The organism is Pseudomonas sp. OF001, from assembly GCF_904426495.1.
Classification (GTDB): domain Bacteria; phylum Pseudomonadota; class Gammaproteobacteria; order Pseudomonadales; family Pseudomonadaceae; genus Geopseudomonas.
The window spans coordinates 37,944-48,785 of record NZ_CAJGBM010000021.1; the positions used below are offsets into that span (position 1 = coordinate 37,944).

The 10,842-nt window shown below is 68.6% G+C and carries 11 protein-coding genes and 1 pseudogene; 10 read left to right on the top strand and 2 right to left on the bottom strand.

The genetic code is table 11. The annotated features are described in order from the left end of the window. The first annotated feature begins 9 nt into the window (after nucleotides 1–9). The 9 genes from RA210_RS13070 (at nucleotide 10) to RA210_RS13110 (ending at nucleotide 6,296) form a co-directional block, all read left to right on the top strand. A complete protein-coding gene (locus RA210_RS13070; protein WP_136488153.1) occupies nucleotides 10–318 on the top strand; it encodes a PepSY domain-containing protein in 309 nt (102 codons plus the stop codon). Further along, the gene (locus RA210_RS13075; RefSeq protein ID WP_136488154.1) at nucleotides 318–623 is read left to right on the top strand and encodes a PepSY domain-containing protein; all 306 of its coding nucleotides are present in this window, start codon (nucleotides 318–320) and stop codon (nucleotides 621–623) included. The genes RA210_RS13070 and RA210_RS13075 overlap by 1 nt, the downstream gene beginning before the upstream one ends. Then, nucleotides 623–1,300: a response regulator transcription factor gene (locus RA210_RS13080; protein ID WP_136488155.1), complete on the top strand. Its 678-nt coding sequence runs from the start codon at nucleotides 623–625 to the stop codon at nucleotides 1,298–1,300. Before RA210_RS13075 ends, RA210_RS13080 begins: the two co-directional genes overlap by 1 nt. After that, nucleotides 1,297–2,619, top strand: a complete 1,323-nt coding sequence (locus tag RA210_RS13085; protein WP_201486737.1) for an ATP-binding protein — start codon at nucleotides 1,297–1,299, stop codon at nucleotides 2,617–2,619. Before RA210_RS13080 ends, RA210_RS13085 begins: the two co-directional genes overlap by 4 nt. 204 nt (nucleotides 2,620–2,823) lie before the next feature. Next, on the top strand, nucleotides 2,824–3,048 hold the full coding sequence (gene cydP, locus RA210_RS13090) for a cytochrome oxidase putative small subunit CydP (RefSeq protein WP_201486738.1): 225 nt from the start codon (nucleotides 2,824–2,826) through the stop codon (nucleotides 3,046–3,048). Next, nucleotides 3,045–4,619 (top strand): cytochrome ubiquinol oxidase subunit I, encoded by a 1,575-nt coding sequence (locus RA210_RS13095; protein WP_201486739.1) that lies wholly within the window; start codon nucleotides 3,045–3,047, stop codon nucleotides 4,617–4,619. The genes cydP and RA210_RS13095 overlap by 4 nt, the downstream gene beginning before the upstream one ends. Nucleotides 4,620–4,631: 12 nt before the next feature. After that, nucleotides 4,632–5,774 carry a cytochrome d ubiquinol oxidase subunit II gene (gene cydB / locus RA210_RS13100; protein ID WP_201486740.1) on the top strand — a complete coding sequence of 381 codons (1,143 nt, stop codon included), beginning with the start codon at nucleotides 4,632–4,634 and terminating at the stop codon, nucleotides 5,772–5,774. 122 nt (nucleotides 5,775–5,896) lie between these two features. Further along, entirely contained in the window at nucleotides 5,897–6,013 is a 117-nt protein-coding gene (gene cydX / locus RA210_RS13105; protein WP_136490714.1) for a cytochrome bd-I oxidase subunit CydX, read from the top strand. Then, nucleotides 5,997–6,296: a cyd operon YbgE family protein gene (locus RA210_RS13110; RefSeq protein WP_201486741.1), complete on the top strand. Its 300-nt coding sequence runs from the start codon at nucleotides 5,997–5,999 to the stop codon at nucleotides 6,294–6,296. The genes cydX and RA210_RS13110 overlap by 17 nt, the downstream gene beginning before the upstream one ends. A 22-nt stretch (nucleotides 6,297–6,318) precedes the next feature. Here RA210_RS13110 and RA210_RS13115 read toward each other — a convergent pair whose 3' ends face one another. Together RA210_RS13115 and RA210_RS13120 are read right to left on the bottom strand one after the other, a co-directional pair. Further along, nucleotides 6,319–8,592, bottom strand: a complete 2,274-nt coding sequence (locus tag RA210_RS13115; protein WP_201486742.1) for an ATP-dependent DNA helicase — start codon at nucleotides 8,590–8,592, stop codon at nucleotides 6,319–6,321. After that, the gene (locus RA210_RS13120; RefSeq protein ID WP_201486743.1) at nucleotides 8,589–10,229 is read right to left on the bottom strand and encodes a VRR-NUC domain-containing protein; all 1,641 of its coding nucleotides are present in this window, start codon (nucleotides 10,227–10,229) and stop codon (nucleotides 8,589–8,591) included. The genes RA210_RS13115 and RA210_RS13120 overlap by 4 nt, the downstream gene beginning before the upstream one ends. 269 nt (nucleotides 10,230–10,498) lie before the next feature. Between RA210_RS13120 and RA210_RS13125 the strand changes: the two are divergent. Further along, nucleotides 10,499–10,842, top strand: a pseudogene (locus RA210_RS13125) (alkyl hydroperoxide reductase subunit F); the annotation flags it as partial.

The following is a 10,842-nucleotide window of genomic DNA, read 5'->3' on the forward strand; positions in this document are numbered from 1 at the left end:
AGATCGAAGATGAAAAAACTCACTGCCCTGCTTGCCACCGCCCTGATCGCCGCCACCGCCGGTGTAGCCCAGGCCCGCGACCTCGGCCCGGACGAGGCGCTGAAACTGCGCGATGCGGGTACCATCATGTCCTTCGAGAAGCTCAACGAAGCCGCCATCGCCAAGCACCCGGGTTCCGCCGTCGAGGAAACCGAGCTGGAAGAGGAGTACGGCCGCTACGTCTACCAGGTCGAACTGCGTGACGCCCAGGGCGTGCAGTGGGACCTGGAGCTGGATGCCACCAACGGCCAGATCCTCAAGGACCACCAGGACGACTGATGATCAAGACCACGCCCTTCATCGCCGGATTGACCCTGTGCCTGATCGCCTCGGCGCAGGCCCGCGATCTCGACCAGGACGAGGCCCTGCGCCTGCGCCAGGAGGGCGTGATCCAGCCGCTGCAGCAGTTGCTGCAGCAGGCCATGCAGCGCTACCCCGGCGCACGCCTGCTGGAGGCCGAGCTGGAGGAGGAGGACGACCAGTACGTCTACGAGGTCGAGCTGCTCACCGACGGCGGTCAGGTGCGCGAACTGGATCTGGATGCGGTCACGGGCCGCATCCTCAAGGACGAGGAGGACGACTGATGCGCCTGCTGCTGGTGGAAGACAACGTCGCCCTCGCCGACGAACTGCTGGCCGATCTCGGCCGCCAGGGCTACGCCGTGGACTGGCTGGCCGACGGCCGCGATGCTCTGGTGCAGGGCGCTACCGAACCCTACGACCTGGTGGTTCTCGACCTCGGCCTGCCCGGCATGCCGGGGCTCGAGGTATTGCGTCGCTGGCGCGCCGACGGCCTGGCCATCCCGGTGCTGATCCTCACCGCGCGCGGCAGCTGGGCCGAACGCATCGACGGCCTCAAGGCCGGCGCCGACGACTACCTGAGCAAGCCGTTCCACCCCGAGGAGCTGGCCCTGCGCATCCAGGCGCTGCTGCGCCGCGCCCACGGCGTGGCCAACCAGAGCGAGCTGAAGGCCGCCGGCCTGGTTCTCGACGAGGCGCGCCAGTGCGTGCGCCGCGGCGACGAGGAGATTTCCCTGAGCGGCGCCGAATTCCGCCTGCTGCGCTACTTCATGCTGCATCCCGGGCAGATCCTCTCCAAGACCCAGCTCACCGAGCACCTCTACGATGGCGAGAATGAGCGCGAGTCCAACGTCATCGAAGTGCACGTCAACCACCTGCGCCGCAAGCTCGGCCGCGGCGTGATCGAGACCCGTCGCGGCCAGGGCTACCGTTACGCCGGCGACGCGGAGCAGGACGGGTGAGGTCGCTCCAGAGCCGCCTCGGCCTCGGCCTGACGGCGACCCTGACGGTCGTCATGCTCGCCCTGCTGCAGGGCAGCCTGTGGCTGCTCGACAGCGGCCTGCGCCGCTACCACGAGAGCAACCTGCAGGACGAGGCGGAGACCCTGCTGATCGCCCTGGTGCGCGGCGAGGAGGGCGTGCAGCTGGACGAGCGGCGCCTGCACCCGGCCTATCAGCGGACCTTTTCCGGGCGCTATTTCCGCATCGACTTCGCCGAGGATGTCTGGCGTTCGCGTTCCCTGTGGGACAGCGAGCTGCCGCGCCCGCCACGCAAGGGGCTGGCGCCGGGGCTGGAGGACGGCATCGAGGGCCAGCGCCTGCTGGTCTATCGCGGCGACTTCCGCCGCTTCGGGCAGAACTTCTCCATCAGCGTGGCGCAGGACTACAGCCCGGTGCTCGCCAGCCTCGCGCGCATCCGCTGGCTCGGCCTCGGCCTCGGTGCCGGCGGCCTGCTGCTGGCGCTGCTGCTGCAGTGGCTGACCGTACGCCGTGCGCTGGCGCCGCTGGAGCGGGTGCGCGCGCAGATCGCCGAACTGCAGGCCGGTCGCCTCGGCGCGCTGGACAGCGACGTGCCGCGCGAGCTGGAGCCGCTGGTGGGGCAGGTCAACCACCTGCTGCACCACACCGAGGAGACCCTCAAGCGCTCGCGCCACGCCCTCGGCAACCTCGGCCACGCGCTGAAGACGCCGCTCGCCGTACTGGTCAGCCTGGCCAACCGCGAGGAGCTGCGCGCCCAGCCGGAACTGCGTGCCACCCTGCGTGAGCAGCTGGAGCAGATCGAGCAGCGCCTGGCCCGCGAGCTGGGCCGCGCGCGTCTGGCCGGCGAGGCGCTGCCCGGCGCGCACTTCGACTGCGCCACCGAGCTGCCCGCGCTGTGCACAACCCTCAGGCAGATCCATCCGCACGTCGACATCGACTGGCAGGCGCCGGAGGGACTGCGCCTGCCATGGGACCGCGAGGACCTGCTGGAGGCGCTCGGCAACCTGCTGGACAACGCCTGCAAGTGGGCCGACAGCGCCGTGCAGGTCAGCGCCGGCGCGGATGGCGAAGGCTACTGGCTGTGCGTCGAGGATGACGGCCCGGGCATCGCGCCGGAGCAGCGCGAGGTGGTGGTCGCCCGTGGCAGCCGTCTCGACGAGCAGGTGGCCGGCCATGGCCTGGGCCTGGCCATCGTCCGCGACATCGCCCAGGCCTGCGGGGGCAGCCTGAGTCTGGAGGACAGCGCCGAACTCGGCGGGCTGTGCGCGCGCCTGCGCCTGCCGCGTCGCGCGCTCGCGTGACTTGTAGGGGCGAATTCATTCGTCCCTAAGCAGGCCCTTGCGGGCCCTGCTGCGACCAAGTGTCTCGCTCGGTCTTTTGTCATACCTGGGGGAGTATGATGGCCACAGCCCGCACGCCAGCGGTGTTCCGCACAGCGACTAGAGTGGATTACTGGTCGCCACCGGACCGCCGGATTGGCGTCCGCAGGCTGAGGAGCTGTCGTCATGCCGCAAGTCCCCCCGCAGTCGCCGTGGCGCATCCCGCTGGTGCGTGAGATAGGCGTCATCCTGCTGGTCAAGCTGGCCATCCTGCTGACCATCAAGGCGGTCTGGTTCACCGAACCCATCGTGCCGGAAAACGGCACCGCCCGGGTCAGCGAGCGTCTGCTCGGCACCCCGCAAACCTCTCCCGCATCACCCGCATCCCTGAACGAGGAGGAGCCGAGATGATCTCGGAAGCCGTCGTCGACCTGTCGCGTCTGCAATTCGCCATGACCGCGATGTACCACTTCCTGTTCGTGCCATTGACGCTCGGGCTGGCCTTCCTGCTGGCGATCATGGAGTCGGTCTACGTGATGACCGGCAAACAGGTCTACCAGGACATGGTCAAGTTCTGGGGCAAGCTGTTCGGCATCAACTTCGCCCTCGGCGTCACCACCGGGCTGACCATGGAGTTCCAGTTCGGCACCAACTGGGCCTACTACAGCCACTACGTGGGCGACATCTTCGGCGCGCCGCTGGCCATCGAGGGGCTGATGGCGTTCTTCCTCGAGTCGACCTTCATCGGCCTGTTCTTCTTCGGCTGGGATCGGCTGTCGAAGGTGCAGCACCTGGCGGTGACCTGGCTGGTAGCGCTGGGTTCCAACCTGTCGGCGCTGTGGATCCTGATCGCCAACGGCTGGATGCAGAACCCGGTGGGCGCCGAGTTCAACTACCAGACCATGCGCATGGAGCTGGTGGACTTCGGCGCGCTGATCTTCAACCCGGTGGCGCAGGTCAAGTTCGTGCACACCGTGGCGGCCGGCTACGTCACCGGGGCGATCTTCGTGCTGGCGATCTCCAGCTGGTACCTGCTGAACAAGCGCGACCTGGGCTTCGCCCGCCGCTCGTTCGCCATCGCCTCGGCCTTCGGCCTGGCCTCGATCCTCTCGGTGATCGTCCTCGGCGACGAGTCCGGCTACGAGATCGGCGACGTGCAGAAGACCAAGCTGGCGGCCATCGAGGCCGAGTGGGAAACCCACCCGGCGCCGGCCGGCTTCACCCTGTTCGGCCTGCCCAACCAGGAGGAGATGCGCACCGACTACGCGGTGAAGATCCCCTGGGCGCTGGGCCTGATCGCCACCCGTTCGCTGGACGAGGAGGTCAAGGGCATCAAGGACCTGATCGTCGAGCACGAGGCGCGCATCCGCAACGGCATGACCGCCTACGCGCTGCTCGAGCAGCTGCGCGCGGGCGACCAGAGCAGCGCGACCATCGCCGCCTTCGAGGCGGTGAAGAACGATCTGGGCTACGGCCTGCTGCTGAAGAAGTACACCGCCAACGTGGTCGACGCCAGCGACGAGCAGATCCGGCTGGCCGCCAGGGACACCATTCCCCACGTGTTCAGCCTGTTCTGGAGCTTCCGCGCCATGGTCGCCTCGGGCTTCCTGATGCTGGCGCTGTTCGCCTGCGCCTTCTGGGCCTCGGCGCGCAAGAACGAGGAGTCCAAGCCCTGGCTGCTCAGGTGGGCGCTGCTCAGCCTGCCGCTGCCGTGGATCGCCGCGCAGACCGGCTGGTACGTGGCCGAGCACGGTCGCCAGCCGTGGTCGATCGGCGAGGTGCTGCCGACCCACCTGTCGGCCTCCAGCCTGAGCAGCGGCGACGTGTGGGGCTCGCTGATCGCCCTGATCGCCTTCTACAGCCTGCTGCTGGTGGTGGAGATGTACCTGATGATCAAGTTCGCCCGTCTCGGCCCGTCCAGCCTGCACACTGGCCGCTACCACTTCGAGCGCCAAGCCGACGCGCAAGCGATCAAGGCCTGAGGGGAGACCGCCATGTTCGATTACGAAACCCTGAAACTCCTCTGGTGGGTGCTGATCGGCGTGCTGCTGATCGGCTTCGCCCTCACCGACGGCTTCGACATGGGCGCCATGGCGCTGATGCCCTTCGTCGGCCGCACCGACAACGAGCGGCGGGTGGCGATCAACACCATCGCCCCGCACTGGGACGGCAACCAGGTGTGGTTCATCACCGCCGGCGGCGCGCTGTTCGCCGCCTGGCCGATGGTCTACGCGGTGGCCTTCTCCGGGCTGTACTGGGCGATGCTGCTGGTGCTGTTCGGCCTGTTCTGCCGTCCGGTGGGCTTCGACTACCGCAGCAAGCTGGAGAACCAGCAGTGGCGCAGCGCCTGGGACTGGGCGCTGTTCGTCGGCGGCGCTCTGCCTGCGCTGCTGTTCGGCGTGGCCTTCGGCAACCTGTTCCTCGGCCTGCCGTTCCGCCTCGACGAGCTGATGCGCTCGACCTACGAGGGCTCGTTCTTTGGTCTGCTGCATCCCTTCGCCCTGCTCGCCGGGGTGGTCAGCCTGAGCATGCTGTGCACCCACGGCGGCGCCTGGCTGATGATGCGTACCGACGCCGACCTGCACCAGCGCTCGCGCAAGGCCACCCAGCTGTGCGCGCTGGTGTACCTGCTGAGCTTCGCGGCGGCCGGCACCTGGCTGGTAATGGGCATCCAGGGCTTCAGCCTGGTCGGCGGCTTCGCCGATCTGGGCGCGGCGCTCAACCCGCTGCACAAGCAGGTGAGCCTGGACAACAGCGGCTGGCTGGGTAACTACGCCGCGTATCCGTGGACCCGCATCGCCCCGCTGGCGGGCCTGGCCGGCGGAGTGCTGGCGCTGCTCGGCGCGCTGTTCAATCGTGGCTTTGTGGCCTTCCTCGGCAGCAGCCTGGCCATCGTCGGCACCATCTGCACCGCGGGCTTCGCGCTGTTCCCCTTCGTGTTCCCGTCGAGCCTCGACCCGGCGTCGAGCCTGACCGTGTGGGACGCGGTGTCCAGCCACAAGACCCTGGGCATCATGCTGGTGGTGGCGGGCATCTTCGTGCCGCTGATCCTGCTCTACACCCTGTGGTGCTACACCCGCATGTGGGGCCGGTTGACCGACAAGACCATCGAGGCCAACCCGCACGGGCTGTACTGAGGCCGCGAACTGCAGCCGAGGCCGTAGGGTGCGCCATGCGCACCATGGGGCCACGGCGGTTTTCCGGTGCGCACGGCGCACCCTACTCGATCAGTGCCCACCTGGGCCAAGGAGAACGACAGATGTGGTACTTCGCCTGGATCCTCGGCGTGCTGCTGGCCTGCAGCTTCGGCATCATCAATGCCCTGTGGCTGGAAACCACCCAGAACCTCGACGAGGGCGATGCGGGTGACCGCTGAGCCCTGTCCCTGGCTGCAGCGCGGCATCAGCCGCGCCGGCTCCCTGCTGCTGGCAGCACCGCTGGCGCTGGTGCTGCTGATCCATCCCGCCGCCATGCTCGACGCCGAGGGCCGCTACAGCCACGGCCTGCTGATGCTGGTGATGTGGGGGATTTCCAGCGGCTTCATCCACGGCGTCGGCTTCGATCCGTACAGCCGCCTGTGGCGCAGCATCTTCCATCCGCTGGGCGGCTGGCTGCTGATGTGCCTGGGTTATGCGATTCTCTGGCAGACGCAGGGTTGAGCACCGCCTCGCGCCCCGGCATTCAACATCTCACCAGCTCCACCTGCCACCAGCCCGGCAGCAGCTCCCGGACCCTGGGCTGCGCGAAGCGGTCATCGAGCAGATGCACCACGCCCCGGTCGGCGGTGGTGCGGATGACCCGCCCGGCGGCCTGGACGACCTTCTGCATCCCCGGATACAGATAGGCGTAGTCGTACCCCATGGCCTGACCGAACATCTCCTGCATGCGCGCCTTGATCTCCTCGTTGATCGCGTTGACCTGCGGCAGGCCGAGGGTGGCGATGAAGGCGCCGATCAGGCGCCGGCCGGGCAGGTCGATGCCCTCGCCGAAGGCGCCGCCCAGCACGGCGAAGCCGATGCCGCGGGAGTGCTCGGTGAAGCCGTCGAGGAACGCCTGGCGCTCACCCTCGTCCATGCTGCGGGTCTGCGCGCTGGTGGGAATCTCCGGATGCAGCGTCGTGAACAGCTCGCGCACCTGCTGCAGGTAGGCATAGCTGCTGAAGAACGCCAGGTAGTTGCCCGGCCTGTCCCGATACTGTTCGGCGATGATCCGGCAGATCGGCGTCAGGCTCGTCGCGCGATGCTGGTAGCGGGTCGACAGGTTGCGCATGACCCTCACCTCCAGCTGCTCGGCAGCGAAGGGCGATTCCACCTCCAGCCAGCGGGTCTGCTCCGGCAGGCCGAGCAGATCGCGGTAGTAGTCGGCCGGACGCAGTGTGGCGGAGAACAGCGTGGTGCTGTGGGCGCTGGCGAAGCGCCCGGCGAGGAAAGGCGCCGGGACCACGTTGCGCAGGCAGAGCGTCGAGCGGGCGCGCGTTCCCGCGCCGGCATGGCGGCTGACGTCGAACAGCGAGTGCGGCCCCCAGGCCTCGGCGAGGCGGCAGAACTGCAGGGCGTCGAGGTAGAACTGCAGCAGGGCGCGGTCGTTGCCGTCGGGCTGGTCGGTCAGGTGATCGGTGATGGCGCTGACCGCCTTGTGCAGCGCGGCGACGAGCAGATCCGGTACGCTCGGCAGGATCCGGTAGTCGCTGTCCTGGTCGCGGTTGAGCTGGTTCCAGTGGCGGCCGACGCGCTCCAGCGGCCCTTTCAGCGCCGCCGGCGCCGACCTGCGCATCTCCATGAACACGTGCTGGTCCAGCTCGGCCGTGTACATGCCGCGCGCCCGCTCCACCAGGTTGTGCGCCTCGTCGACCAGCACCGTCACCCGCCAGTCGTTGAGCACGGTCAGGCCGTGGAGCAGGGCGCTGAGATCGAAGTAGTAGTTGTAGTCGCCGACCACCACGTCGACCCAGCGGCACAGCTCCTGGCTCAGGTAGTAGGGGCAGACCTGATGGGCGAGGGCGATCTCGCGCACCTCGCCCTGGGTCAGCCAGCGCCGTTCGAGCGCTGCCAGCCGCGCGCCGGGCAGGCGGTCGTAGAAGCCCCGGGCCAGCGGGCAGGACTCGCCGTGGCAGCTGCGCTCCGGGTGCTCGCAGGCCTTGTCGCGCGCCACGTGCTCGAGCACGCGCAGCGGCAGGTCGTCTTCCTGCTGGCGCAGGCTGGCCAGCGCATCCAGGGCCAGGCGCCGGCCGGGGGTCTTGGCGGTGAGGAAGAACAGGCGGTCGAGCTTTTGTCCGGGGAAGGCCTTGAGCTGCGGGAACAGGGTGGCGAGGGTCTTGCCGATGCCGGTGGTGGCCTGCGCCATCAGCGTCTGGCCGTCGCGGGCGGCGCGGTAGACGGCTTCGGCCAGCTGGCGCTGGCCGCGGCGGAACTCCGGCCAGGGGAAGCGCAGCCGTTCCAGGCTGGCGTCACGCGCCGTGCGGTGCGCCTCTTCCTGCTCTGCCCAGGTGATGAAGCGCCGGCACTGCAGGGCGAAGAAGGCTTCCAGCTCGGCCGCCGCGAAGCGCTCGCGCAGCACCGTTTCCTTCTGGGTCAGCACGTTGAAATACACCAGCGCCAGCTCGATCTCCGCGAGGCCGCGGTTCTGGCAGAGCAGCCAGCCATACACCTTGGCCTGCGCCCAGTGCAGCTGGCGGTGGTTGTCGGGGATGCGCGCGACGTCGCCGCGGTGGGTCTTGATCTCCTCCAGCAGGTTCTGCTCCGGGTCGTAGCCGTCGGCGCGGCCGCTGACCATGAGGCTCTGCCAGGCGCCGGCCAGCGGCAGCTCGGCCAGATAGTGCGGGCCGCGCCGCGCTACTACCGTCTGGTGCCCGGCGATGCCTTCCTGGGCGCTGGGCGAGGGAGTGAAGCGCAGGTCGAGATCGCCGGTCTTGGCGGTGAACTCGCACAGCGCGCGCACGGCGATGGCGTAGCTCATGCCTCGGCCCAGCTCACGTAGCAGACCTCGACCGGGATGCCGTGCTCGGCGGCGAAGGCCAGCCAGCGCTTCTGATTGTCCTGCAGGCGGTCGCCCGGGCCCTTCACCTCGATCAGCCGGTAGTGGCGCTCGGCGGGGTGGAACTGGATCAGGTCGGGCATGCCGGCGCGGTTGGCCCTGAGGTCGCGCAGCAGGCGCTCGCAGCAGGCGCGCAGGTGCGCGGCGGGGATGCAGGCCAGCGCCAGTTCGAGCAGCGCCTCGTCGAGCAGGTTCCAGAACACGAAGGGCGACTGGGTACCGAACTTGGTGCGATGCAGCTGGCGCATGTGCGCCCGGTAGCTGCCGTCGTCCAGACGCGCCAGGCAGGCGTCGAACAGCGCCCGGCGCCGCTCGTGGAAGTCGCTGCCGTACAGGTCGACCGGCCCGCTGTGGAACGGATGGAAGAAGGCTCCCGGCAGCGGCGCGAAGATCGCCTCCCAGCACAGCAGGCCGAACAGGCTGCACAGCAGGGTGTTCTCCACGTAGTGCACCGGCGCCTGTTCGCGGTGCAGGTGCTCGCGCACCGCGTGCTCGACGCTGCCGTGCGCCGGGCGCGGCAGCACCAGCTCGCTGCGGCATTCGGCGACGGCGGCGCGGCGTGCGGGGGCGGGCAGGCCGAGCCTGCGCGAAAGGCGCGGCAGCGCCCGCTCAAGGCGCTGGGCTTCCTCGTCGCTGCCGGGGCTGGCGCTCAGCTGCACGGCCAGCGCATGGGCCTCGCTGTGGCGTTCGAGCTTCTCCAGCACGCGGATCTGCCGCCAGCGCGCCTCGCCGTGGGCGCTGCGCCGGTAGAGGGCCAGCGCCGCCTCGGCCTCGCCGTCCTTCTCCAGCTGCTGGGCCAGCCTGAACAGCAGCCGGGCATGGCGCGACTGCAGGTAGGGATTGGCGCTGGCGAAGTCGAGCAGTCCTTCCAGCAGATCCGCGACGGGCTCGCCGGCCTCGAAGCGCTCGCGCCGCGCACGCAGGAACAGGTAGTCGTCGACGTCCTCCCGGCAGCGGAAGCCGCGCGATTCCGGGGCGATCGCCACCGGTTCGTAGCGGTAGATGCCGAGGTCGGCGAGGACGAACTCCGACCAGTCCTGGCTCAGGTTGCCGAAGAACAGCAGGCGCAGGCGGTCGCACAGCTCGCCGACCTGCAGGCTGTACAGGCGCTCGTCGAGGTTCGGGCACCAGGCGGCGAACGGCTGCGCCGGCAGCTCCAGCGCCAGCAGCTGCGCCTCCAGCTCGGCCTTCTTCTGGCTGGCGCGGCGGTCGGCCAGCGGCAGGTGGGCGAGCAACTCGTCCTTGCGCAGCAGGGCGGCGACTGCGGCGGCCTCCAGCGGTGCCCGCTCGCTCAGCCAGCCCAGTTCGAGGAGCGGCCGGGCAGCCGCCGCGATATCGCCGATCTCGTCGTATCGCAGCTTGCTGGCGCGGAAGTGGCTGCCCTTGCGCATGACCATGCGCACCAGCAGCGCCTGTGCCGGTACGGCCAGTTCGGCGAAGCGGGCGATGAAGCGGGACTCTTCGTCGGACAGCAGATCGGCATGGCGCTCGTCTACCCAGGCGAGTGCGGTGCGGAAGTTGCCGAGGTAATAGAGTTCGGGAGGTAGTGGCACTGACATGCTCGGATGATCTGTATAGGCATCCAGCATTGTCAATGCTGCGCGTCGGATTTCCCTGCGCCGGGTATCGATAGGCAACTTCAATCGAACGGCTTGATTCAATCAAATGGGATCGAGGCCCGGTGAGGCGTAGGATTCACTCCAGGCAGCCAGCCAAGCCCCGACAGCGTCGACAGACACGCCGAACACTGACCACGGGCAATTTCCACGGCAGGCATCTCCCCTAATCTGAAACAGATCAACCCCGATTTGCAGAGGAACATCGTCATATGTTGGACGCCAACCTGAAAGCCCAGTTGCAAGCCTACCTCGAGAAAGTTACCGAGCCGTACGAGATCGTCGCTTCCCTGGACGACAGCGAGAAGTCCGACGAGATGGTTTCGCTGCTCAACGACATCAACGGCCTGAGCGACAAGATCACCCTGAATACCACCGGCACCGATGCCCGCAAGCCCTCGTTCGGCTTCCGCCGCGACGGCGTGGAAGTCGGCCCGCGCTTCGCCGGCCTGCCCATGGGCCACGAGTTCACCTCGCTGGTGCTGGCCCTGCTGCAGGTGGGCGGCTACCCGCCGAAGGTCTCCGACGAGGTGATCGCGCAGATCAAGGGCATCGA

What these genes read in the sequence shown, in the direction of transcription:
- cydB (WP_201486740.1), top strand. Translation starts at nt 4,632, where the DNA reads ATGTTCGATTACGAAACCCTGAAACTCCTCTGGTGGGTGCTGATCGGC.
- cydX (WP_136490714.1), top strand. Translation starts at nt 5,897, where the DNA reads ATGTGGTACTTCGCCTGGATCCTCGGCGTGCTGCTGGCCTGCAGCTTC.
- RA210_RS13080 (WP_136488155.1), top strand. Translation starts at nt 623, where the DNA reads ATGCGCCTGCTGCTGGTGGAAGACAACGTCGCCCTCGCCGACGAACTG.
- RA210_RS13095 (WP_201486739.1), top strand. Translation starts at nt 3,045, where the DNA reads ATGATCTCGGAAGCCGTCGTCGACCTGTCGCGTCTGCAATTCGCCATG.
- RA210_RS13110 (WP_201486741.1), top strand. Translation starts at nt 5,997, where the DNA reads ATGCGGGTGACCGCTGAGCCCTGTCCCTGGCTGCAGCGCGGCATCAGC.
- RA210_RS13075 (WP_136488154.1), top strand. Translation starts at nt 318, where the DNA reads ATGATCAAGACCACGCCCTTCATCGCCGGATTGACCCTGTGCCTGATC.
- cydP (WP_201486738.1), top strand. Translation starts at nt 2,824, where the DNA reads ATGCCGCAAGTCCCCCCGCAGTCGCCGTGGCGCATCCCGCTGGTGCGT.
- RA210_RS13115 (WP_201486742.1), bottom strand. Translation starts at nt 8,592, where the DNA reads ATGAGCTACGCCATCGCCGTGCGCGCGCTGTGCGAGTTCACCGCCAAG.
- RA210_RS13070 (WP_136488153.1), top strand. Translation starts at nt 10, where the DNA reads ATGAAAAAACTCACTGCCCTGCTTGCCACCGCCCTGATCGCCGCCACC.
- RA210_RS13120 (WP_201486743.1), bottom strand. Translation starts at nt 10,229, where the DNA reads ATGTCAGTGCCACTACCTCCCGAACTCTATTACCTCGGCAACTTCCGC.